This window comes from Stenoxybacter acetivorans DSM 19021 (assembly GCF_000745895.1).
GTDB lineage: Bacteria > Pseudomonadota > Gammaproteobacteria > Burkholderiales > Neisseriaceae > Stenoxybacter > Stenoxybacter acetivorans.
Map to the genome: position 1 here is coordinate 1 of NZ_JQKE01000014.1, position 24358 is coordinate 24358.

24 protein-coding genes are annotated in these 24358 nt (G+C 48.6%); 19 read left to right on the forward strand and 5 right to left on the reverse strand.

Features of this window, described 5'->3' with window-relative positions; translation table 11 throughout:
- On the forward strand, positions 1-5367 hold a 5367-nt coding region (locus Q384_RS02075), incomplete at its 5' end, for an Ig-like domain-containing protein (protein WP_037585667.1).
- A gap of 431 nt (positions 5368-5798) precedes the next feature.
- Positions 5799-6308: a hypothetical protein gene (locus Q384_RS12525; RefSeq protein ID WP_051940306.1), complete on the forward strand. Its 510-nt coding sequence runs from the start codon at positions 5799-5801 to the stop codon at positions 6306-6308.
- A 52-nt stretch (positions 6309-6360) separates the two neighbouring features.
- On the opposite strand, the gene Q384_RS14230 is transcribed toward Q384_RS12525, so the two are convergent.
- Together Q384_RS14230 and rluD are read right to left on the reverse strand one after the other, a co-directional pair.
- Complete coding sequence (locus tag Q384_RS14230; protein ID WP_281174491.1) at positions 6361-6495, reverse strand: hypothetical protein; 135 nt, start codon at positions 6493-6495, stop codon at positions 6361-6363.
- The gene (gene rluD / locus Q384_RS02085; protein WP_037585730.1) at positions 6482-7600 is read right to left on the reverse strand and encodes a 23S rRNA pseudouridine(1911/1915/1917) synthase RluD; all 1119 of its coding nucleotides are present in this window, start codon (positions 7598-7600) and stop codon (positions 6482-6484) included. Before rluD ends, Q384_RS14230 begins: the two co-directional genes overlap by 14 nt.
- On the opposite strand from rluD, the gene Q384_RS02090 reads away from it, so the two are divergent.
- From Q384_RS02090 to Q384_RS02105, 4 genes are all read left to right on the forward strand, one after another.
- Positions 7599-8402, forward strand: coding sequence for an outer membrane protein assembly factor BamD (locus Q384_RS02090; RefSeq protein WP_037585668.1), 804 nt, complete (start codon positions 7599-7601; stop codon positions 8400-8402). The two genes, rluD and Q384_RS02090, sit on opposite strands and share 2 nt — an antisense overlap.
- A gap of 80 nt (positions 8403-8482) precedes the next feature.
- Complete coding sequence (locus Q384_RS02095; RefSeq protein WP_037585669.1) at positions 8483-8764, forward strand: DUF3079 domain-containing protein; 282 nt, start codon at positions 8483-8485, stop codon at positions 8762-8764.
- Between the two features lie 221 nt (positions 8765-8985).
- Positions 8986-9264: a type II toxin-antitoxin system RelE/ParE family toxin gene (locus tag Q384_RS02100; protein WP_037585670.1), complete on the forward strand. Its 279-nt coding sequence runs from the start codon at positions 8986-8988 to the stop codon at positions 9262-9264.
- Positions 9265-9276: 12 nt separating this feature from the next.
- Positions 9277-9588 (forward strand): HigA family addiction module antitoxin, encoded by a 312-nt coding sequence (locus Q384_RS02105; RefSeq protein WP_037585671.1) that lies wholly within the window; start codon positions 9277-9279, stop codon positions 9586-9588.
- A gap of 114 nt (positions 9589-9702) precedes the next feature.
- Here Q384_RS02105 and pta read toward each other — a convergent pair whose 3' ends face one another.
- Entirely contained in the window at positions 9703-11151 is a 1449-nt protein-coding gene (pta, locus tag Q384_RS02110; RefSeq protein WP_245608492.1) for a phosphate acetyltransferase, read from the reverse strand.
- Positions 11152-11452: 301 nt separating this feature from the next.
- On the opposite strand from pta, the gene Q384_RS02115 reads away from it, so the two are divergent.
- Together Q384_RS02115 and Q384_RS02120 are read left to right on the forward strand one after the other, a co-directional pair.
- Positions 11453-11872: an acyl-CoA thioesterase gene (locus Q384_RS02115; protein ID WP_037585675.1), complete on the forward strand. Its 420-nt coding sequence runs from the start codon at positions 11453-11455 to the stop codon at positions 11870-11872.
- Between the two features lie 54 nt (positions 11873-11926).
- Positions 11927-12415: a TlpA disulfide reductase family protein gene (locus tag Q384_RS02120; RefSeq protein WP_037585676.1), complete on the forward strand. Its 489-nt coding sequence runs from the start codon at positions 11927-11929 to the stop codon at positions 12413-12415.
- Between the two features lie 63 nt (positions 12416-12478).
- On the opposite strand, the gene Q384_RS02125 is transcribed toward Q384_RS02120, so the two are convergent.
- Positions 12479-13318 (reverse strand): CorC family transporter, encoded by an 840-nt coding sequence (locus Q384_RS02125; RefSeq protein WP_037585677.1) that lies wholly within the window; start codon positions 13316-13318, stop codon positions 12479-12481.
- A gap of 130 nt (positions 13319-13448) precedes the next feature.
- Positions 13449-14465 (reverse strand): ABC transporter permease subunit, encoded by a 1017-nt coding sequence (locus tag Q384_RS02130; protein ID WP_037585678.1) that lies wholly within the window; start codon positions 14463-14465, stop codon positions 13449-13451.
- Between the two features lie 584 nt (positions 14466-15049).
- Between Q384_RS02130 and Q384_RS02135 the strand changes: the two genes are divergently transcribed.
- From Q384_RS02135 to nuoK, 11 genes are all read left to right on the forward strand, one after another.
- Positions 15050-15406, forward strand: a complete 357-nt coding sequence (locus tag Q384_RS02135; RefSeq protein ID WP_037585680.1) for an NADH-quinone oxidoreductase subunit A — start codon at positions 15050-15052, stop codon at positions 15404-15406.
- Positions 15397-15876: a NuoB/complex I 20 kDa subunit family protein gene (locus Q384_RS02140; protein WP_037585682.1), complete on the forward strand. Its 480-nt coding sequence runs from the start codon at positions 15397-15399 to the stop codon at positions 15874-15876. The genes Q384_RS02135 and Q384_RS02140 overlap by 10 nt, the downstream gene beginning before the upstream one ends.
- A gap of 11 nt (positions 15877-15887) precedes the next feature.
- Positions 15888-16475, forward strand: coding sequence for an NADH-quinone oxidoreductase subunit C (locus Q384_RS02145; RefSeq protein ID WP_037585683.1), 588 nt, complete (start codon positions 15888-15890; stop codon positions 16473-16475).
- Positions 16468-17724 (forward strand): NADH-quinone oxidoreductase subunit D, encoded by a 1257-nt coding sequence (locus Q384_RS02150; RefSeq protein WP_037585684.1) that lies wholly within the window; start codon positions 16468-16470, stop codon positions 17722-17724. The genes Q384_RS02145 and Q384_RS02150 overlap by 8 nt, the downstream gene beginning before the upstream one ends.
- Positions 17724-18197 (forward strand): NADH-quinone oxidoreductase subunit NuoE, encoded by a 474-nt coding sequence (gene nuoE, locus Q384_RS02155; protein WP_037585731.1) that lies wholly within the window; start codon positions 17724-17726, stop codon positions 18195-18197. Before Q384_RS02150 ends, nuoE begins: the two co-directional genes overlap by 1 nt.
- Positions 18197-19492 carry an NADH-quinone oxidoreductase subunit NuoF gene (nuoF, locus tag Q384_RS02160; RefSeq protein ID WP_037585686.1) on the forward strand — a complete coding sequence of 432 codons (1296 nt, stop codon included), beginning with the start codon at positions 18197-18199 and terminating at the stop codon, positions 19490-19492. Before nuoE ends, nuoF begins: the two co-directional genes overlap by 1 nt.
- Before the next feature lie 79 nt (positions 19493-19571).
- On the forward strand, positions 19572-21824 hold the full coding sequence (gene nuoG, locus Q384_RS02165; RefSeq protein ID WP_037585687.1) for an NADH-quinone oxidoreductase subunit NuoG: 2253 nt from the start codon (positions 19572-19574) through the stop codon (positions 21822-21824).
- Between the two features lie 2 nt (positions 21825-21826).
- Positions 21827-22876 (forward strand): NADH-quinone oxidoreductase subunit NuoH, encoded by a 1050-nt coding sequence (gene nuoH / locus Q384_RS02170; RefSeq protein ID WP_037585690.1) that lies wholly within the window; start codon positions 21827-21829, stop codon positions 22874-22876.
- An 18-nt stretch (positions 22877-22894) separates the two neighbouring features.
- Positions 22895-23374 carry an NADH-quinone oxidoreductase subunit NuoI gene (gene nuoI, locus Q384_RS02175; RefSeq protein WP_037585691.1) on the forward strand — a complete coding sequence of 160 codons (480 nt, stop codon included), beginning with the start codon at positions 22895-22897 and terminating at the stop codon, positions 23372-23374.
- A 9-nt stretch (positions 23375-23383) separates the two neighbouring features.
- Entirely contained in the window at positions 23384-24031 is a 648-nt protein-coding gene (locus Q384_RS02180; RefSeq protein ID WP_037585694.1) for an NADH-quinone oxidoreductase subunit J, read from the forward strand.
- Positions 24028-24333, forward strand: coding sequence for an NADH-quinone oxidoreductase subunit NuoK (gene nuoK / locus Q384_RS02185; RefSeq protein ID WP_037585696.1), 306 nt, complete (start codon positions 24028-24030; stop codon positions 24331-24333). Before Q384_RS02180 ends, nuoK begins: the two co-directional genes overlap by 4 nt.
- Positions 24334-24358 lie beyond the last annotated feature (25 nt).

The window sequence follows — 24358 nt, forward strand, 5'->3', positions numbered from 1 at the left end:
TTATTGGGCACCGCCGCTGTCACCACCGGCAACAACTGGACGTTTACCGACAACAACAGCGTGACCGACGGCAGAAGCTACACCTATACCGCGATCGTGACCACCGCGTCGGGCATCGAAAGTGCGCCGTCCAACGCGTTCACCATCAACGTAGACACCACCGCGCCGACACAAACGGTTGCCATCGTGAACTACGGCGACGATGTGGGCAGCAAACAAGGGGACTTTGCGTTCAGCGTACCGACCGACGACACCAACCCGACGATCAAAGGCAGCTTAAGCGCCGCCTTGGCTGCGGGTGAGAAAGTGGTGGTGTACCGCGACGGAGCCGAAGTGGGTGTTGCTACGGTAACCGGCAGTAGCTGGGTATTTAACGACAACGCCAATTTGGCAGATGATACCTATCGCTACACCGCACAGGTGCGTGATGCGGCGGGTAATTTGGGTCCGATTTCGACCGGCGTTACTTTGACGGTTGATACCACTGCACCGAATATCAGCAATACCACATTCACTGTGGACAGTGTTGCCGGTGATAACGTGATCAATGCCAGTGAAATGACTGATCCGCGCGGTGTGGAAGTGAAAGGCAGCATCACCAATGCACCCACAGAAACCGGTTTAACCACCGTGGTTACCGTTACCGTGAACAGCCAAGACTATATTGCCACGGTAAACGGCACAAACTGGAGTGTTTGGGTGCCATCAGCTGTGTTAAGTGCTGATGGGGACAAAAAAGTAGAAGCCAAAGTAACGTTTACCGATCTTGCCGGAAATACTTCCGAATTGAGCGGTGATAAAGGCTACAGCATACAAACCGGTTTGCCGTCCATTACCATTAGCGAACCGATTTCCGGCGATGGCTACATCAATGCGGCGGAAGCGGGTGCTGTGGTTATCAGCGGGGTAACAACCGATATTCCCGACGGTCAAACCGTTACCGTTGATGTAACCGACGGCACTGCTCATATCCCCGGAACAGCGGTGGTGAGCAACGGCGCGTGGAGTGTGAGTATCAATTTATCGGTACTCAATAACGGCAATCTCACCATCACCGCATCGGTGGCAGACCCTGTTGGCAATGCTGCTCAAGATACGGCTTCTGCGATTATTGACACCACGCCGCCAACGGCAATTGCCACGATTACCGGCATCACCGAAGACAGCGGTATTGTCGGCGACTGGATAACCGATGATGACACGCTGATCCTCAGAGGCAGCATCAACGGCACGATAAACGCAGGTGAGAAAGTACAGCTGAGCTTCGACGGCGGCGCAACATGGCTTGATGCCGCTGCCACCGGACAAACTTGGACGCTTGACCACACCAATACACCTTTGCCCGATGGCGTAACCACCGTACAAGCACGGGTGATTGATGCGGCAGGCAATACCGGCACGTCAACCAGCCAAGCCATCACCATCATCAGCGGCAAACCCGATGTTACGGTTGATATAACCGGCTTAACGCCTGATACCGGTGTACAAGGCGACTGGATTACCAGCGCCACAAACATCACCCTCAGCGGTACTTTGAGCCGAGCTTTGGCAGCGGGTGAACGCGTGTATGTGAGCCGCGACAATGGACCTTTCGCTGATATTACTCAATTTGTAAACGGCACCAACTGGAACTATGCTGACAGTGCTACTTTGGTTTCAGGCCGCCATGACTACAGAGTTTGGGTGGAAAATGCGGCGGCGGTTAAAGGCAACATTGCCGAGCAATCGGTGATGATTGACACTGTTGCACCCACAGCCACATTGGCGATTACCGGCATTACCGAAGACACCGGTGTATTGGGCGACTTCAAAACCCAAGACAATACCTTGGTATTCAACGGCACAATGGGTAATTTAGATGCCGGCGATAAAGTGCAAATCAGTTTAGACAGCGGCATAACGTGGCTGGATGCCGTTATGAACACCGCTGCCGGAACATGGCTGTACGACAACACTGCCAACACAATGGCAGACGGCACCTATATGATTCGGGCGCGCTTGATTGATGCGGCAGCCAATATCGGCACACAGGTTGCAACATCTGTTGTTATCAGCTCCGCACCGCCTGCCGGTGTCAACACCACATTCTTTGTGGTTGTGGATACTGCCGATGGTTTGCCGCCGCAACTCGGCGACATCACCACGTCAACCGCGGTGAATAATGATTTGATCACCCGAGATCCATCGCCAACCATTATCAACGGCGTCTTGGGCCGTGCCTTGGCAGCAGGCGAAATCCTGCAGCTTTCAACAGATAATGGCGTAACTTGGCGTGATTTAACGGTGATTAACGGCACAGATTGGCAAGCCTTGCTTGACGGCAACACCTACACCACCGATGCCAGCATCACCGTCAAAATGCGCTTAGTGGGTGCTGTCGGCAGCGTATTCGACATGGCTGACCACACAATCATTGTGGATTTGACTGCACCGGCAGGTTTAAACAAAGCACCGGATATTCCGCAGCTGGTAACCACTATCAACACCTTCAGCTTCAGCAGTGCGGTTTACGGCAAAGCCGAAGCAGGTAGCCGCGTTGCCTTGATAGACGACGTAAACGGCAACACCATGCTGGAAGAAGGTTTGGATAAAGTGGTTGCTTGGGCGCAAGTTGATGCCGGCGGCAATTGGAGCATCAACAATGTCAGGTTGGCAGCAGGCAGCCACAGCTTGGGCTTCTGGGTGTTTGACAAAGCGGGCAATATTTCTTCATCCAGCCCGTTCCGGACAACCGGTGCCGGCGATGAAAGCGGCTCGCAGCCAATCGTCACGCACTGGGGTGGTACCACGCCTGCCACCGGCTTGGGCTTAAATGCTGCGGCAGCGACCATTGATGTTAATGGTAATTGGAACTTCTTCCAAAGCGTGGGTCAAGTATCGGGCTCTCTCGGCACCGGCGGCAGGGCCAATGCCGGACGGATTTACACCATTACCAATCCGCTGGACGATGATTACACTTCCGTTTATTTAACGCAGCCGGCTAACCTGAATAATGACGGTTATCAGCACTATGTAAACAGTGCCATGTTTGTGGATTTAAACCGCGACGGCTTTGTTGATGTCATGAGCCAAATCTCTGACTACGGCAACAACGGGCGCACTGCGTATTGGATGAACAATGGTAACGGCACTTGGACTCCGCAAACGGTAACCCAAGGAACACTAAACCATTTGGGCGGTGCGGTGGCGTATGACCGTGAGGGTGACGGCTATCTGGATTTTGTACTGGCAGATTCGGAATCAGATTCCATTTCGTTTATGAAAAACACCAACGGCGCATTAACCTACGAAAGCAATGTGGTTAACGGCACCGGCACTAGTGCCGAAAACGGCAGACCGCCGCTTGGTGCCTATACCATTCAAAATGGTTTGGGTACAAGTTCGGTAACCGGCGCTACGCCGCCTGCTGCGCTGTCGGTGATGCACGAAATCGGTACGGTGGATTTGGATAATAACGGTACGATTGACATCATTGCCCATACCGATTTGAATGTTGCCGGTACTGGGATTACCGGTAACGCCAGCCGCAGCATGGGTATTTTCTACAACACCAGTGAAAGGACTCAAGGCTTTACTTATGTGCATAAAGCCAATGTGTTCGACAACGACGGCGGTGACGACAGCGGTAAATTATCGCAATCGGTAACCGTGGGCGATTACAACAACGATGGCTGGTTGGATGTTTACATCAACCGAGGTTCTAAAAACGCTGCGTCCAGTGCGGAATCCCGTATTTACCTGAACGACGGCACCGGCAAACTGAACGCCACCGATGCTCAAGCCCTGTGGTTTGGCGACAGCATTTCCGGCGGCACCTCGTTTGCGGTGGATTGGAACTTCGATGGCTTGATAGACATCATTGAAGTACCGCGTCAAGTAACGAATAACTTCCAAGGCGTGGCGGGTACTGAGGCAAATAAAGCACCGATGCTGTATCTGAACAACGGTACAGGTGCATGGGGATACAACTCATCTTCCTCAAACCAACCGATTGCGTTGTCGGGAATCAACAACAACATCACTGGTGCCGTGGTGGTGGACTACGACTGGGACGGATCGCTTGACTTGATTCTGTACCAATCCGCAGCCCTGAACCTCGTCAATACCATGGATAACGCCGCACCGAGTATTGCCATTAGAAATGCCAATATTGCCGCTGACGGTACTGCCCTGCATGTACGCATTGTTGACGGCTTCGGTATCAATACCTTCTACGGCAACACCGTGAAGTTATACGACAGCCACGGCGTGTGTGTTTCCACACAATTGGTTAACCCGCAGTCTTCAGGCTCAAGCAACTCCATGGGCTTGGTGAGCTTCTACGGCTTAGATGCCAATGAAACTTATTCTGTGCAAATGCTTAATGCCGTTAACGGTTCACCGGCAAATGTCGGCAGTGTTGCCGGTGTACAAGGCAGTGCGAACGCAGGCGGCGGCTATACCAATCAATTGGTAAACACCAACTGGGGCAACCTGAAAGCGGTTCACTCCAACGAGGCTTATGTCTTAACCGCCGAAGCGATTCTCGCTGAAAACAACGCCGGCACCAACAGCGGCAATATCAACAACCCGTTTGCCACCGGCATCAGCGGCACCGGCTACAACGACACCTTCTTTGGTACGCTCGGCAACGACTACTACAACGGCGGCGGCGGCTGGGAAGTAAATGCGTTCGGTGAAAAAGTATGGAGCGAAACCGGCGGCATGGACGTGTTGGACTACAGCCGCATGACCGGTTGGAACATCATCGTGGATATGGAATTGGGCGTGGCAACGAAAGTCAAAGGCACTGACCAATACAGCGACTTCTTCGTGAATGTGGAGCAAGTCATCGGTTCCGGCGGCAATGATGAGATGGTTGGCGGCAAAGGCGATGACACACTGGACGGCGGCTTAGGCAACGACACCTACTTCTTGTCGCGCGACGGCGTGTCGCCGGGCGGATCTGACACCATTAAATTTGAAGTGCGCGATCCTGCCGCCGCCGACGGCACTGCCGGCAACGGTCAAGACAGTGTATTGTATTTCCATGTTGGCAAAGTGGGCGTGGATACCGATGCTGATGTGATTGACTTGCATGCTTTGCTGGAAGACTACACCGGCAGCCCGGGCTTATACACCGATGAAGACGGCAATCTGCATTTAAATGTGTCTTCAAACAGCGTGCTGGACTTTGTTGATGTCCATTATGATGTCAATGCCGTTTATTCCGTTACCAACCCAGACGGCAGCAGCGCGTCCGTAAACGGCGGTACTGTAATCAGCGTGGATATGGACGGCAATGGTCAGTACAGCACTTTGGTAACACTCTATGGTGTCCAAACCGATTTGGAAACCTTGCTGGCAAACAATCAATTGGTTGTGTAAGTTTCATGATTGATTGAAAGCGGTAACACAGGCTGCCTGAAAACGTAAAATTTTTCAGGCAGTTTTTTTTATGGGCGGGCTTTGCGGGCGGGCAGCGAGCGGTAAAGCCATGTTTTTCTGCCGTTGCCGCGAAAGCGTTAAGCCGATGCGGCAGCCCGTTTTTGTTTGCCTGTTTTGGTTTAATTGAAACAAGCTATTTTAAATATGAATGCCAGCGATTATCGTATAATATTTATGCCATCAATGTTCTTATGGCGGCACTGCAAACAGCAGTGTGATTAAAGACAAAGAAGACGCACAATTGGCTTATTTTGAGATTTGATTGAAATATTAAAAGCAAAGCGAATCATCACGGTATGGGGGAGAACAGCTGTGTATCAAATCAATATAATGGATAACAGGATAGATAACAGGCAGGCTGAAACAACGCCATGTCCGTAATTCGTTGTTTTTTGCTGCTGTGCTTGGCTTTTGGTGCCGCCAATCTTGCCGCACAGCCCGTTTATATCTGCCGGCTGTCCACCGGCAAAGCCGTATTTACTTCTTACCCGCAAGGTAAATGTGAATTGTCGGTGATGGATGGCGTGGACGAAGAAACCGAAGCCATCAACGATGATGATGCGCTAATGCAATTGATTTACGAAAAAGAGTTTGGCAACATCAACGAAAATGCAATCAAATTACCGCCGCCCTCTGTTTATATCAAAAAACCACTGCCGCCAGCCCACGCTTTACCGCCTGCACCAGTCATAAAACAATCGCCCAAGCAATTGGTTGAGCGCGATATGCAATTGGAAGAAGCCGCATTAAAACAAGCACGGCAGAATTTGGCGAATGCCAAAGCCCGCGGCAATGCTCAGGAAATCAACCGTTGGCAGCAAATTGTTACCGACCGAGAACAAAATATTCGGGCATTACAACGGGAATGGGAAAAGTATTGAGCGGTTTGTTGCCGCGATGCCGCTGACAATTGCTTGCGTTTGTTTTTTGCTTTCAGGCAGCCACAATAATAAGTAACCGCGTTTCAGGCAGCCAGTATTCACGCGGATACAAATATTTGCCGCTTGCCGCTGCTCGGCAGGGCTGATGCTGTCTTTGGATACGGCGCGGTTTGTTAATCGCGCACATACACCACATCAACATCGTAATCGTCGTCGTTCCAATCGTCATCATCGCTGATGGCTTGGTGCAGGCTGTCTTCGCGGCGCAGGGCAGAATCCATGCCGGATTCCAAACGCAGCACCGACAATAAATAATACAAATCATCGGGCAGCGGTGCTTCAAATTGCACGGTTTCTTGGCTTGTCGGATGAATAAAATGCAGACGAAAAGCGTGTAAAGCCTGCCGCCCCAAAGTTTGTATCGCGGCTTTCACCGCATCGCTTGCCGCATGACGCGGATTGCCGTAAACAGCATCACCCGCCAGCGGGTGGCGGGCGGTTTTCATGTGTACCCGAATTTGGTGGGTGCGTCCGGTTTCCAAACGGCATTCGATGTAGCTGTAATCGGCGTAGCGTTCCAATACTTTAATGTGTGTGATTGCTTGTTTGCCGCCAAAGGGAACAACCGCCATTTTTAAGCGGTTGTGCGGGTCGCGCCCGATGAGGGTGTCAATTTTGCCGTCAAACGGCACAATACCGCAGGCAACGGCGCGGTAAATGCGTTTAACGGTACGTGCCTGCAATTGCTGCACCAAGTGATTTTGTGCCGCCAAGGTTTTTGCGACAACCATTAAACCCGAGGTGTCTTTATCCAAGCGGTGAACAATACCTGCGCGCGGTATGTGTGCCAAAGACGGGCAATAGCCCAATAAACCATTGAGTAATGTGCCTTGCCAATTGCCTGCCGCCGGGTGAACCACCAAACCGGCAGGTTTATTGACCACCAGAACGGCATCGTCTTCATACACAATATTCAATGCCATGTCTTCCGCTTCAAATGCGGTTTGTTCAGTGGGTGCTTGCTCAATTACGGCAATGTGTTCACCGCCCGCCAATTTGTGTTTGGGCGACACGCTTTTGCCGTTTACCCGCACCGCACCGTTTTTAATCCACGAAGCCAAGCGGCTGCGCGAGTAATCAGGCAGTAATTTTGCCAAAGCAGCATCCAAGCGCAAGCCCGCTAAATCGTTATCCGCGGTTAAATTGATGATACTTTCTGCATCAGATACTGCCGAAAAATCAAAATCATCGTTATAATCAGCTTCGTTAGTCGAAAAAGAAGAGTTTTCCATGAAAAAATTGCTTTTGGCCATTGGCTTGAGTGTGATGCTGGCGTCGTGCGCCAACACCGCTACGGTGGATAAAGATGCGCAAATCACGCAAAATTGGTCGGTGCAGCGCTTATACGCAGAAGCACATGATGAGTTAAACGGCGGTAATTATACCCGTGCTGTCAAGTTATATGAAATTTTGGAATCGCGCTTTCCTTATGGCCGCTACGCCGAACAAGCGCAATTGGATACTGCCTATGCGTATTATCGCGACAGAGAGCCGGAAAAATCGTTGGTTACGCTGAATAATTTTATCCGTATGCATCCGCAGCACCCGAATCTGGATTATGCACTCTATTTGCAGGCTTTGGTGTTGTTTAACGAAGAACAAACATTTTTAAACAAATTGGCTTCGCAAGATTGGGCAGATCGTGATCCGAAAGCCAACCGTGAGGCTTACGCCAAATTTGCCGAGCTGCTCGCCCGCTATCCCAACAGCAAATATGCCGAATCCGCCACCGAATACATGCAAAAACTGGTGGACGCTTTGGGCGGTAATGAAATGGCAATTGCGCGTTATTATATGAAACGCGGTGCTTATTTGGCGGCTGCCAACCGCGCCGCGCAAATTGTGGCGCAATACCAAAACACCCGCTATGTTGAAGAATCCTTGGCGATGATGGTTACCGCTTATCAGAAATTGGACAAAAAACAATTGAGCGATGATGCCCGCCGTGTGTTGGCGCAAAATTATCCCAACAGCCGCTTTTTGTCTGAAGAATGGGAAAGCCAGTCAATGCCGTGGTGGCAGTATTGGAAGTAAACGGTTAAAACAAAACAACAGGCTGCCTGAAAACGTTGCTCGGTATTTCAGGCAGCCTGTTTTACAGACAAAATTCATTGATGAGTAAATCTTTTCCGCTGTTTCCCAAACACCCCGAACGCATTTGCTGGGGCTGCGATAAATATTGTGCCGAACACGATTTGCAATGCGGCAACGGTTCTATACGTATTCCGCATCCGATTGAAGACAACGGACGGGATTGGTATCGCAGCGGCGATTGGTCGGGCTTATTGTCAAGCCAACAGCAAGCTGCTATTCAGGCAGCCACTGTTCAGGCAGCCGAAAGCAGTAAACCCGCTGATTCGCCCAATAAACCGCACATTAAATTATTGCTGAATTGACCTTTTCCCCAGTTTTTAGGCAGGAAAGGAGGTCAATTGTTGAGTGAATATTACTTAACGATAATAAAATATTATTTTTAATAACTATTTGATATTTATAATATTTTATATTGAATAAAATATAAAGTTAAAATTTGGCGTTGGCAATAAGTTATCTAACCGTGTATTGACAATACACGGTTATTTTTGTATTGTTTAAATACACGCACAAGGCAACAAATATGATTATTAGTTTTAGGCACAAAGGTTTGGAAAAATTTTACCGTACCGGTAGCAAGGCGGGCATTCAGGCGGCACATGCGGCAAAATTAAATTTGATATTAACTGCATTGGAGGCGGCGGATTGCCCGCAAGATATGGACATCAACGGCTGGGATTTGCACGCGCTGGCAGGTGTGTTGAAAGACCATTGGAGCGTTAAGGTAAACGCCAATTGGCGGATTACTTTTCGTTTTGTCGGCGCGGATATCGAGTTGGTGGATTACCAAGATTATCATTGAAAGGATTGAAAAATGGGCATGCACAACCCTGCACACCCGGGCTTAATTATCCGGGAATATTTGACAGATACGACTATTACCGAACTGGCAAGGCATTTGGGTGTAACCCGAACCGCATTGAGCCGTGTTATCAATGGTAAGGTGGGAATCACGCCTGAAATGGCGATGCGATTATCCATTGTGCTTAATACCGGTGTTGGTTTCTGGATAAAACTGCAAGCAAATTATGATGCTTGGCAGGCGGAACACAATACTCCGAAACCTGAAAACGTTGTGCCGCTTTATCCGCGGGCTGTAGCGGAAACAGCAAAAGCACATACCTGAAATAAATCCCAATACACCGGCGTGTTGTTTTTATCTGCTGCGTTGCAGTTTGTTTTAAAACAACGATGCCGGTGTTTGGGTTTGGTGTTTTTTAATGCCGTTAAATTCAGTTCATCAATTTTTTTGAGTTGCCTGAATGGCGGTCAGCGCAATGGTGTAAACAATGTCGTCCACCAACGCGCCGCGCGATAAATCATTGACTGGCTTATTTAAGCCTTGCAGCATCGGACCGACGCTCAATACGTTGGCACTGCGCTGCACGGCTTTGTACGTGGTGTTGCCGGTGTTTAAATCGGGGAACACAAACACGGTGGCTTGACCGGCAACGGCACTGTCGGGTGCTTTGGATTTACCCACAGAGGGAACACTGGCGGCATCGTATTGCAGGGGGCCGTCAATCAGTAAGTCGGGGCGTTTGGTGCGCACCAATTCCACTGCTTTGGCTACTTTTTCTACGTCCGGACCGGCTCCTGATGTACCGGTTGAATAGGAAATCATTGCCACTTTCGGCTCAATGCCAAAGGCTTTGGCTGAATCCGCCGATTGAATGGCAATGATTGCCAGCTCTTCGGAAGTGGGATTGGGATTGACGGCGCAGTCGCCGTACACCAATACTTGATCGGGCATCAGCATGAAGAATACGCTGGAAACCAAGCCGGCATCGGGTGTGGTTTTAATCAATTGCAGGGCAGGGCGAATGGTGTTGGCGGTGGTGTGTACTGCGCCGGAAACCAAGCCGTCCACTTCATCTAAAGCCAGCATCATTGTGCCCAATACCACGGTGTCTTTTAATTGCTCGGCGGCGGCTTCTGCGGTTAAGCCTTTGCTTTTGCGAAATTCAACCATCGGGGCAACATAATTGGTGCGAATGGTGTCGGGGTCAATGATTTCCAAGTCGGCGGGCAGTTCAAGGCATTTGCTTTTAACCACGGCTGCCACTTCTTCGGGTTTTGCTAAGAGTACACAGCGGGCAATGCCTTTTTGGTGACAAATAATTGCTGCTTCTACGGTGCGCGGCTCGCTGCCTTCGGGCAAAATAATGCGTTTGGCGGCGGCGCGGGCTTGCTCCAGCATGTTGAGGCGAAATACCGGCGGTGTTAAGCGCGGTTTAACGGGTGTGTTCAGCAGGTGTTTTAAACTTTCGTGGTTTAAGTGTTCGGCAACCGATTGCGCTTCTGCTTGCGGCGGCAATACGCCCAAACACTGCGGATGCCAATTGCCGCAGGCAAATTGATCGTTGATGTGCTGCAAATAGGTTGCCGCATCAGTGCCGCTGCCTTCAAAATTTAAGATATAGCCCGCTATCTCGGTTGGGCTGTTGGCATAAGCCTGTTTGGCAAGCTTTAAGCGTTGAATGGTGGCTGCCGCTGTGTCTTGTGCCGTAACCGTTAAAATCACACGGGCGTTTAATACATTGGCGATTTGTGCGTTTTTATTCGCCAAAAACAGACGTTCGCCGCAAGGTTCTAAGCCTTTAATCACGGTAACGTCATGTGCGGCGGCGGCTTTGTTGAATTGAGCGGTGATGTTTTCAATTAAATCGTCATCGTGTCCGGCGGCAATCCAATTTTCCGCTTGGCTTAAGCTGACGGCGGCATCGCTGCCGATCGGCTGAAATAAAAATGTGTTGTGTCCGTTTTGCGTTAAAGCATAAATCAGTCCGTTGGCAATGTTGGTAAAATTGTTTTGAATGCCAACTGGGGCTAAGAGTAAATGCGTCATCTATTATCTCCGTGTAACGGTTGGGTTAAAAAACAGGCTGCCTGAAACAATAGGCTGCCTGAAAGGTGCAATTGAATGAATTATATGATAGAAAGGTGCGGTTTTTATCATTTGGTTATCACTTAAAATAAAGGAATGCGGTATGGCAAAATCTCATCAAACGCATATCCGTGTGCGCGGCTATCATTTGGATTTGTTTTTGCATGTAAACAATGCACGCTATTTGGAATTTTTGGAAGAAGCGCGCTGGTCGTATTTTGAGGACGAAGCACTCACGCCTTTGTTTTGGCAGCGGGGCTATGGCATGGCGGTGGTGAATATTAACATCAATTATCGGCACGGTGCGGTGTTCGATGATGATTTGGTGATTCATACCGGTTTCAGCCTGGTGCGCCAGCGCAGTGCGGTGTTAAAGCAGGTGATTACGTTAAAAAACACGGATACGGTGGTGGCAGATGCCGAAATTGTGTTTGTGGCGGTGGACAAAAACAGCAATAAAGCGGTGGGGTTTGACGATGAATTGAAAGAAAGATTGAACAGTTTGCTTGAAAAAACAGCCTGAAAAAACAGTCTGAATGGGTTTACTCAGGGATTAATATTTATTTTAGGATAAAGCATGAAAAAATGGTTGAGTGTATTGATTGCTGCGGTGCTGGCAGCGGCGGTGGCGTTGATTTTGTGGCCGAGTGCACCCAAAGCGGCGGATTTTTCGCTGGTGGATTTAAATGGTAAAACGGTGAACCAAACACATTTGCAAGACAAGGTAACGCTGATTAATTTTTGGTATCCGTCTTGCCCGGGTTGCGTCAGTGAGATGCCGAAACTCATTAAAATGGCGCATGATTATCAAAACCAATCGGCATTTCAAATCATTGGAATCGCATTGCCGTATGACCCTGAAAGCAGTGTGCGCAACTATGCGGCAACGCGAAATCTGCCGTTTCAGGTAGCCATTGATACCAATAATCAGGTGGGCAAAGCCTATGGTGTGGAAGTTGCACCCACTTCGGTATTGGTTAATCGCTCGGGTGAAGTGGTGAAAACTTTTGTCGGTGAGCCGGATTTCGGGGCATTGTATCGGCAGGTAGATGTGTTATTGAAATAACGTTAAAACCAAAAAGGCTGCCTGAAACGATTTTCAGGCAGCCTTTGATTTGTTTGTGCGGGATTATTCTTCGTCTTTGTTTATTGACACCATCAAAGTATGCAAGCGCCGTGCGTCGGCGCGGGCAATGGTGAAATTCAGTTTGCCGATGCTGATTTTGTCGCCGCGCACGGGTACATGACCAAATTCTTGAATCACCAAGCCGCCTATGGTATCTACTTCTTCGTTGCTGTAGTTTGTGCCGAAAAACGCGTTGATGTCATCAATTTCGGTAACGGCATTGATGCGGAAACGCTCGGGCGAAACGGCGAAGATATTGTCGGCACTGTCGTCTTCATCGAATTCGTCTTCAATGTCGCCGATGATTTGCTCCAGCACGTCTTCAAAAGTAACCAACCCTGAAGTGCCGCCGTATTCGTCCACCACAATCGCCATGTGGTTGCGCTGTTCACGGAATTCTTTGAGCAGGCTGTTGAGCGATTTGCCTTCAGGAACAAACACGGCTTCACGCAGGAGGTGGGTCAGCTGAAAATGCTCGGTGCGATTCCAGTATTTCAGCAAATCTTTGGCATGTAAAATGCCCAAAATATCGTCTTTGTCTTCCCCAATAACAGGAAAACGCGAATGGCTGGTTTCCTGCACATAAGCAATAATGCGTTCGGGCGAATCGCCGGATTTAATGACGTCCATTTGGCTGCGGGTAATCATGACGTCGCGCACGCCCAGTTCGGAAAAATGGACTACATTTTCCAAGCATTGCAGGGCATCGGCATCAAATACGCCGCGTTCATGTGCTTGACGCAGAAGCTGCAATACTTGTTGTTCGGTTTCCGGCGCGTCTCCGGCGATTTTGTTGACCAAGCGTTCAAAAAAATTGGGCGTTTTCGACTCACTGTCGTCCATTGCTGATAGGCTCCAAGCGGTTATTTTTGTGGTGAATATTGGGTTGTTTTTTAACAGTCTGCCTGAAACAGATGATTTTAATATGACAAGCAGACTGTTTAATAGGAAATTATTGGGTTAATGGGTTAATTTATGAGGCATGGCGAATTTTTGGGTTGATGACGCCATACAGAATATCCACCAGTAAGCTGATTAAAATCAAGGCGGTGGCAACCAGCAGAATACCATTTTGTACAATTGGGTAATCGCGGCTGAAAAATCCTTCCAAAAGCCAATTGCCCACACCCGGCCAGCTGAAAATGGTTTCAGTGAGAATAGCACCGGAGAGCAGGGTTGCCATTTGCAAACCGACAACCGTTACCACGGTAATCAACGCATTGCGCATGACATGCACCAATACCACACGTGCAGGCGACAGACCTTTGGCGCGGGCGGTGCGTACATAGTCTTCACCCAAAACTTCCAAGATAGACGAGCGCGTCATGCGGGAAATCATTGCCAAAGGAATGGTGGACAATGCCAGCGAGGGCAAAATAAAGTGTTTAACCACGTTCCAAAACGCACCTTCTTGCCCTGAAAATAAAGAACCCAATAACCACGAGCCGTAAAGCGGTTTAACATCTAAATATTGTGCCACTGAAATAACGCCCGATACGGGCAACAAGCCCAAGTAATGGGCAAAAATGCCGGTGAGAATCGGACCCAATAAATAAATCGGCATGGAGTAGCCTGCCAATGCGCCGGACATCAGGGTGTAGTCCAGCCAAGAACCGCGGCGCAGGGCGGCAATAATGCCGACGCTGATGCCTATGGTGCCGGCAATGATGATGGCGCACAATGCCAATTCCAAGGTGGGAATAAAGTGAGTAAAAAAATCGTCCAGAACCGGTGTTCGGGTGCGGAAAGAAGCACCGAAATCACCATGAAAAATACCGCTTAAATAATTCCAGTATTGTACAATCAGGGGCTTGTCCAGCCCCAAACGTGCTAAGGCTTGCGCGTGCATGGCGGGATCTACGCCTTTTTCGCCCATCATCACTTCCACTACATCACCCGGTACCAGCCGAATCAAGGTGAATGTGGATAAGGTTAAGCCGATATAGACGGGGATTAAAATCAAAATACGGCGCAGAATATACATGAACATACTTGGAAAACCTTTCTTTAACAGGCAGCTTGTTTGGTATGCGGCTGCCTGAAAATGATATTAAATTGCCTGCAAAACGCACAAAAAGGATTATGGCTAAAGAATCAAAATGTGTTTATTATTGAGTCAGTTTGTTTTTTGTTAAAGGCTTTGGTTTTGGGTTTCGCGTTAAGCAACGTAAATTCTAACTGATTTTAAAAGGGAATTGAAGTTGATTATTGTGCCGCCAAGGTGTGATTTGACATGAAAAATAAAAAGAATTGATTATAAATCAGCCATCTATTTATAAAATACTGATGATGTCAATTTATTATTTTGGTTTGTTTCAAGAGTAGGGCGTATGATGCTGCCTGAGTAAGCAATCAGGCGGTAAAATTGAGTTTAGCTGTTTAACTGATTGAAAAGTAAATTAAAATGATAAATTTGATTTGATTGCAGGGTTGTTTTGTATCAAGCAAGTATTCGCGTTATTATTGCTTGGTGTTGTGTGCGGGCAGTGCCGAAGACAAATTCTTTAACATACTTTAAAAGCTGGTTATAATGACCAATGCTTTTACCTAAATTTTCACGGGGTGTGAACTATCATGCTGGAAAATTATTTCCCCATATTGGTGTTTGTGCTGGTGGGTTTGGCAGCAGGTGTCCTGTTTATTGTGCTGGGCTTGCTGCTGGGACCGAACCGACCGGGCGCGGTTAAACAAGATTCGTTTGAATGCGGATTTGAGGCTTTTGAGAATGCACGCATGAAGTTTGACGTGCGTTATTATCTGGTGGCGATTTTGTTTATTTTGTTTGATTTGGAAGTGGCGTTCATGGTGCCGTGGGCAGTGGTGTTTAAAGAGCTGGGTGCTTATGGTTTTTGGTCGATGATGGTGTTTTTGGTGATTTTAGTCATCGGCTTTGTTTATGAATGGAAAAAAGGCGCTTTGGAATGGGAATAGAGGGCGTTTTAAACAAAGGATTCATCACCACCAGTGCGGATACGGTGTTGAATTATGTGCGCACGGGTTCGCTGTGGCCGGTTACATTTGGTTTGGCGTGCTGTGCGGTTGAGATGATGCAGGCGGGCGCGGCGCGCTACGATTTAGACCGTTTCGGAATCATTTTCCGTCCGTCGCCGCGTCAGTCGGATTTAATGATTGTGGCAGGTACGCTGTGCAATAAAATGGCACCGGCTTTGCGCCGTGTGTATGAGCAAATGGCAGAACCGCGCTGGGTGTTGTCGATGGGTTCTTGTGCCAACGGCGGCGGATACTATCATTACTCATATTCTGTGGTGCGCGGCTGTGATCGTATTGTGCCGGTAGATGTGTATGTGCCCGGTTGTCCGCCCACTGCAGAAGCCTTGATATACGGGCTGATACAGTTGCAGCAGAAAATTAAACGCACATCTACCATTGCGCGGGTTTAAGGGGTTTGAATATGGCAGAAATCAGCAAACTTCAGGCAGCATTGGCAGCCGCTTTGGCTGAAACCGCAAAAGTTACCCTTGCTTTGGGGGAGCTGACTGTGGATTGTGCGGCGGCGGATTATCACAACATCATGCAAACATTGCGCGATAATGCTGATTTGCATTTTGAGCAGTTGATTGATTTGTGCGGCGTGGATTACAGTACCTATCGGAATCAAAGTTGGGAAGGCAAACGGTTTGCGGTGGTAAGCCAGCTGTTGTCTGTAAAACACAATTGGCGTGTGCGTGTGCGCGCGTGGGCAGACAACGATGATTTCCCGGTGGTGGATTCTGTGGTGGATATTTATAATTCTGCCAATTGGTATGAGCGGGAAACGTTTGATTTGTACGGAATTTTATTTAACAATCACCCCGATTTGCGCCGTATTCTTACCGATTATAATTTTGTTGGTCATCCGTTTCGCAAAGATTTTCCGGTGTCCGGTTATGTTGAAATGCGCTATGACGAAAAAGAAGGGCGAGTGGTGTATCAGCCGGTAACAGTTGAGCCGCGTGAAATCACGCCGAGAATCGTCAGAGAGGAGCAGTACGGTGGCTAATACAACACGTAATTACACCATTAACTTCGGTCCGCAGCATCCGGCGGCGCATGGTGTACTGCGCATGATTTTGGAGATGGAAGGCGAAACCATCGTCCGTGCCGATCCGCATATCGGTTTGTTGCATCGAGGTACTGAAAAACTGGCAGAAAGCCGTACCTTTATCCAAGCTTTACCCTATATGGATCGCTTGGATTATGTGTCGATGATGTGCAATGAGCAAGCCTATTGTCTGGCAGTGGAGCGGTTGTTGGGTGTTGATGTGCCGATTCGCGGACAATATATCCGTGTGATGTTTGCCGAAGTTACCCGTATTTTGAACCATTTAATGAGTATTGGTTCACATGCGCTGGATATTGGTGCAATGACGGTATTTCTCTACGCGTTCAGAGAGCGCGAAGATTTAATGGATTTGTATGAGGCGGTATCCGGTGCGCGTATGCACGCGGCGTATTTCCGCCCCGGCGGTGTTTACCGCGACTTGCCCGAATCAATGCCGAAATACGAATCCAGCAAATACCGCAGTGCCAAAGTATTAAAAGCATTGAATGCTGCTCGAGAAGGCAGCATGTTGGATTTTATCGAAGACTTTACCAATCGCTTCCCGAGCTGTGTTGACGAGTATGAAAATTTGCTCACGGACAACCGTATTTGGAAGCAGCGCACGGTTGGTATTGGTGTGGTGTCGCCCGAACGTGCATTGCAAAAAGGATTTACCGGCGTTATGTTGCGCGGATCGGGTATTGAGTGGGACGTACGCAAAAAACAACCCTATGATGCTTATCATTTGGTGGATTTTGATATTCCCGTGGGCATCAATGGTGATTGTTATGATCGCTATTTATGCCGCATCAATGAAATGCGTGAATCCAATCGCATTATTAAGCAATGCGTTGCTTGGTTGCGCAAGAATCCCGGTCCGGTAATCAGTGAAAACCATCAAGTCGCACCGCCTAAACGCGAAGACATGAAAACGGGTATGGAAGAACTCATTCACCACTTCAAATTGTTTACTGAAGGTATGCACGTGCCTGAAGGTGAAGTGTATGCGGGTATTGAACACCCGAAAGGTGAATTTGGGATTTATTTAATTTCCGATGGTGCAAATAAGCCTTATCGCATGAAAATTCGTGCACCGGGCTTTGCGCACTTGCAAGGTATGGATGAAATGGCACGCGGTCATATGCTGGCTGACGTGGTGGCGATTATCGGTACGCAAGACATTGTATTTGGGGAGGTGGATCGATGATATTATCCGCTGAAAGTTTGAAACAAATTGATGTGGAATTGGCTAAATATCCGGCGGATCAACGCCGCAGTGCCGTGATGAGTGCATTGCGGATTGCCCAAACCGAAAAAGGCTGCCTGAAACCGGAAACCATTGAGTATGTTGCCGAGTACATCGGTATTGCCCCCGTTGCCGCTTATGAAGTCGCTACATTTTATAATATGTATGACTTAAAACCGGTGGGTAAATACAAACTCACGGTGTGCACCAATCTGCCTTGTGCCTTACGCGGCGGTGTGGCGGCAGCGGATTATTTAAAACAACGCTTGGGTATTGGTTTCGGTGAAACCACATCAGACGGTAAATTCACCTTGGTTGAAGGCGAATGTATGGGTGCTTGCGGTGATGCGCCAGTGATGTTGCTGAATAATCATAAGATGTGCAGCTTTATGACCGAAGAAGCCATAGAAGCGAAATTGGCGGAGTTGAACTGATGACAATTTATCAAACAGGTGTCATTTTTGACCAAGTCAATGCCAAAGAAGCCGATGATTGGAAACTGGAAGCCTATACCGCACGCGGCGGCTATCAGGCATTGAAGAAAATCCTAAGCGAAAAAATAACGCAAGACGATGTGATTGCTGAAGTGAAAGCGTCCGGTTTGCGCGGTCGCGGCGGTGCGGGATTTCCTACCGGTTTAAAATGGAGCTTTATGCCGCGTTCTTTTCCCGGCGCCAAGTACGTGGTATGCAACACCGATGAAGGTGAACCGGGAACATTCAAAGACCGCGACATCATTATGTACAACCCCCATGCTTTAATTGAAGGCATGATTATTGCCGGCTATGCAATGGGTGTGGCTGTCGGTTATAACTATATTCACGGTGAAATTTTTGAGGGCTATCTGCGTTTTGAAGAAGCCTTAAAACAGGCGCGTGAAGCGGGTTATCTCGGCAAAAATATTCTGAACAGCGGTTTTGATTTTGATTTGTTTGCGCATCATGGTTATGGGGCGTATATCTGCGGCGAAGAGACTGCTTTGTTGGAATCATTGGAAGGCAAAAAAGGTCAGCCTCGTTTTAAACCGCCGTTTCCCGCTTCATTTGGCTTGTATGGCAAACCCACTACCATTAACAATACCGAAACTTTTGCTTCAGTGCCGTTTATTATTCGCGACGGCGGTCAAACGTTTGCCGATAAAGGCAAACCCAATAACGGCGGCACTAAATTATTTTCCATTTCCGGACATGTGGAACGACCGGGTAATTATGAAGTGCCTTTGGGTACGCCATTTAAAGATTTGCTGGCAATGGCGGGCGGTATGCGCGGCGGCAAAAAACTGAAAGCCGTGATTCCCGGCGGATCGTCTGCACCGGTATTGCCGGGTAACATCATGATGGAAGTTACCATGGATTATGATGCCATCAGCAAAGCCGGTTCGATGCTGGGTTCCGGTGCGGTGATTGTGATGGATGAAGATGTGTGTATGGTCAAAGCCTTGGAGCGTTTAAGCTACTTCTATTATGAAGAATCCTGCGGTCAATGCACTCCTTGCCGTGAGGGAACAGGTTGGTTGTACCGCATCGTGCATCGCATTGCCAATGGTGAAGGTCGTCCCGAAGATTTGGCATTGTTGGATTCTGTCGGTAACAATATGGCGGGACGGACTATTTGTGCCCTGGCAGACGCGGCAGTGTTTCCTGTGCGCAGTTTTACCAAACATTTTCGTGCCGAATTTGAACACTATATCGAACACGGCAAACCCATGAAAGAACACCGCTGGTGCTAGGCTTAACGCTGATGTAAACGGATATCGGTGTGTCTGGCTTTAATGTGTCAGCGCATCTTGTTATTAGGATTGCAAACCCATGTTACAAATTCAAATTGACGGTAAACAGCTTGAGGTGAAGCCGGGCAGTACGGTGATTGAAGCTGCTCATCTGGCGGGTACGTACATTCCGCATTTTTGCTATCACAAAAAATTGTCTATTGCCGCGAATTGCCGCATGTGCTTGGTGGAAGTGGAGAAAGCGCCCAAGCCGTTACCTGCTTGTGCCACTCCGGTTACGGACGGCATGGTGGTTAAAACCGATTCACCGCTGGCAAAACAGGCGCAGCGCGGAGTGATGGAATTTTTGTTGATTAATCACCCGTTGGATTGTCCCATTTGCGACCAAGGCGGTGAATGCCAGCTACAAGATTTGTCAGTGGGTTATGGCAACGGCGGCAGTCGCTATCAAGAAGAAAAGCATGTTGTCGGCAGTAAAAATATGGGGCCTTTGGTCTCGGCGGCGGAAATGAGTCGTTGTATTCATTGTACCCGTTGTGTGCGTTTTACCGAAGAGATTGCCGGTTACCAAGAAATCGGCATGGCGAATCGCGGTGATCATTCTGAAATCATGCCGTTTATCGGTAAAACCGTAACCAGCGAAATTTCAGGCAACATCATTGATTTGTGCCCGGTGGGCGCGCTTACCAGCAAACCGTTCCGTTACAATGCGCGTTCTTGGGAATTGAGCCGCCGCAAAACCATTTCTGCTCATGATGCTTTAGGCAGTCATTTGGTGGTGCAAACCAAAGATCATACCGTGCGCCGTGTGCTACCTTTGGAAAACGAAGAAATCAATGAATGCTGGCTGAGTGATCGCGATCGTTTTGCATATGCGGGTTTATATACCGACCGTTTAACTCAGCCGCAAATCAAGCAAGACGGACAATGGCACACTGTGGACTGGGAAACAGCCTTGCATTATGTTGCCAAAGGTCTGCGCGGCGTCCACCGTGATTTTGGCAGTGACGGCATTGGCATGTGGGTGAATCCCGCAAACACCATAGAAGAAATGTATCTGACCAAAAAATTGGCAGAAGGTTTAGAGGTGTTTGCTCTTGACAGCCGTTTACGCCAACAAGACAGCCGTCTGGCGGGTGCGCTGAAAGGTGCGCCGTGGCTGGGTCAGCGCATTGAAGAATTGGCTAAAAATGATGTGGTGTTGTTTGTGGGTACGTGTTTGCGCCAAGAACAGCCTTTATTGACGGCACGTATTCGGCAAGCTGCCAAAAATGGTATGAAAGTCATGGTATTGGCGGCAGACAAAGAAATTCTGTATATGCCTTTGCTTGCTCAGGAAGTTGTTCATCCGTGGCAATGGGCATCATGGCTGGAAAATGCGCTGAATAATGATATTGGTAAAGCATTGAGAGAGGGCGATGTTTCTGCGATTGTGATGGGTGCGGAAGCACAAAATCACCCCGATGCAGCTGCCATTTATGCGGCTGCTCAAAACTTAGCGGCGCAGACCGGTGCTGTAATGGGTGTATTGCCGCAAGCGGCTAACAGTGTGGGTGCGGGTGTGGTGGGCGTGAGTGCCGCCATTGCTGAAAACACGATTGTTGAACAAATTGCCAACCCGAAAAAAGCGGTAATGTTGTTTAATGTAGAGCCGGAAATTGATATTGCTGACGGTGCTGCGGCAATTGCTGCCTTAAAGCAAGCGCAAACCGTGATGGCGTTTACGGCATATGACAGTGCGGTATTGCGTGATGTGGCTGATGTGTTGCTGCCGATTACGCCGTTTACCGAAACTTCAGGCAGCCTGATTAATATGGAAGGACGTTTGCAATCATTCCGCGGGGTGGTAAAAGCGGTGGGTGATGCACGCCCTTTGTGGAAAGTATTGCGTGTTTTGGGAAATATGCTGGAACTGGCAGACTTTGATTATGATTGCAGCGAAGAAATTCTTGAAGACGCCATTGCCGAGAATGGCTTAACCGGTAAATTGAATAATGAAATCAGTGTAAACGTGCTGCCGATAACAAATACAGCGGTGGTGCGCGTGGGCGGTGTGGGTATTTATGCCACTGATGCGATTGTGCGCCGCTCTGCGCCGCTACAAGCCACGCCTCAGGCGGCTGAACCGGCTGCACGTGTGCATTCGGTAACGCTGGCGCAATTTGGTTTGGCTGACGGTGAAACGGCTGTTCTCAAGCAAGGTGCGAGTGCATTCCGTGTTACCGTTGCCGTTGATGACAGGCTGCCTGAAAACGTGGTACACCTGCCCTTGCACCAAAACAACTGGCAAGCGGGCGCGTTATTAAGCACTGTTGAATTGAGCAAAGGATAATCATGCAAGCGTGGTTTCAACAATTATTAGGCACAGACATTGGTCTGGTGGCGGCGATTGTGGTCAAAATCGTCCTGATTTTATTGCCGCTCATTTTAACGGTGGCGTATTTAACTTACTTCGAGCGTAAAGTCATCGGTTATATGCAGCTGCGTGTCGGTCCGAATGTAACGGGCCCATTTGGTTTGATTCAGCCGTTTGCCGACGTATTAAAACTGCTGTTTAAAGAAGTAACACGGCCGTCTCAATCCAATAAAGCCTTGTTTTATATTGGTCCGATACTGTCATTAGCCCCATCGTTTGCCGCATGGGCAGTGATACCGTTCAGTGAAAACTGGATTTTGACCAATATCAACGCAGGTGTATTGTATATTTTGATGATTACCTCATTGTCGGTGTATGGTGTGATTATTGCGGGCTGGGCATCTAATTCCAAATATGCCTTTTTAGGCGCAATGCGCTCTTCCGCACAAACCATTTCTTATGAAATTGCCATGGGCTTTGCCTTAATCGGGGTGATTATGGTTTCAGGCAGCATGAATTTTCATGATATTGTTGCTGCACAATCCACCGGAATTATGGGCGGTTCGGTATTTTCATGGAACTGGTTGCCGCTGTTTCCCTTGTTTTTGGTGTATTTGATTTCTGCCGTTGCGGAAACCAACCGTGCGCCGTTTGACGTTGCCGAAGGTGAGTCTGAAATCGTTGCCGGTTTTCATGTGGAATATTCCGGTTTTGCCTTTGCCTTGTTTTTCTTGGCAGAATATATTTTCATGATTTTGGTGGCTGCTTTAACCGCCATTATGTTTTTGGGCGGCTGGCTGTCGCCGTTTCCGAAAAGCTGGGGCATTATCGGTTCAGCGGGCGCGGTGTGGATGTTTATTAAAATGGCAGCGGTGTTGTACGGCTATTTGTGGATACGCGCCACGTTCCCGCGTTACCGCTACGACCAAATTATGCGTTTGGGCTGGAAAATTTTGATTCCGGTTACTATTGTGGCGGTGATTGCGCTGGGCTTATGGATGATTTCGCCGCTGTCATTGTGGCAATAGGGCGAAAGAGGAATTGTTATGGCAAATATAGTTAAAACCTTTTTGCTGGGCGAGTTGGTCAAGGGGATGAGCATCACCCTGAAAAACTTTTTTGCCCGTAAAATCACGATTTATTATCCTGAGGAAAAAACACCGCAATCAGTGCGCTTCCGCGGTTTGCACGCGCAACGCCGCTATCCTAACGGCGAAGAACGGTGTATTGCTTGTAAATTGTGTGAAGCCGTCTGTCCGGCAATGGCGATTAACATCGAAACAGAACAGCGTGAAGACGGTACACGCCGCACTTCACGTTATGATATTGATTTAACTAAGTGTATTTTTTGCGGTTTTTGCGAAGAGGCTTGTCCGGTGGACGCGATTGTGGAAACCAATATTTTTGAATACCACGGCGAAAAACGCGGTGATTTGCATTTTACCAAACCCATGCTGCTGGCAATCGGTGATCGCTATGAAAGCGAAATCGCCAAGTGCAAAGCGGCTGATGCTCCATACCGTTAAGAGGTGGCTATGACTTTGCAACTGATTTTGTTTTATGTGTTCGCCGCTGTGATTGTGGTGGGTGCGCTCAGTACGGTAATGGCCAAAAATCCGGTACATGCCGCCCTGTTTTTGGTATTGACGTTTTGCGCCAGTGCGATGATGTGGCTGTTGATGCAGGCTGAGTTTCTCGGTATTGTGCTGGTGGTAGTGTACGTTGGCGCAGTCATGGTGATGTTCTTGTTTGTGGTGATGATGCTCAATATCGACATTGAAGAAATGCGCGCCGGATTTTGGCGGCATGCGCCGGTTGCGGCAGTCGTCGGCATACTCACCGCGGCTTTAATCATTGTGATTCTGATCAATCCCAAAACCAATTTGGTGGCGTTTGGTGCAGCTCCCGATGTTGCGGGCGACTACAGCAATGTTCGTGATTTGGGTATGCAAATTTATACCACGTATTTGTTGCCGTTTGAATTGGCAGCGGTGTTACTGGTGCTGGGTATGGTGGCGGCAATTGCCCTGGTACACCGCCCCAATACCAATCCGCGCTTTATCGACCCGGCTGATCAAGTCAAAGTATCGGCAAAAGATCGCTTCCGCATGGTAAAAATGAATACTGAAGTGCCGCAAGCTGCTGTTGAAAGCAAACAGGAAACAGAGGAGGGTAAAGCATGATTACCTTAACCCATTATTTGGTGCTGGCAGCGTTGTTGTTTGCCATTTCCGCCATGGGCATTTTTATGAACCGTAAAAATGTGCTGGTTTTATTGATGTCGATTGAATTGATGTTGCTGGCAGTGAACTTTAATTTTGTGGCATTTTCCCAATACTTGGGCGATACCGCCGGTCAAATTTTTGTGTTTTTTATTTTAACGGTGGCCGCTGCTGAATCCGCCATCGGATTGGCGATTATGGTGTTGATTTTCCGTAACCGGCGCAGCATCAACGTTCAAGATTTAGATAGCCTCAAAGGTTAATCAACAGGTTAAGACGATAGAGAGA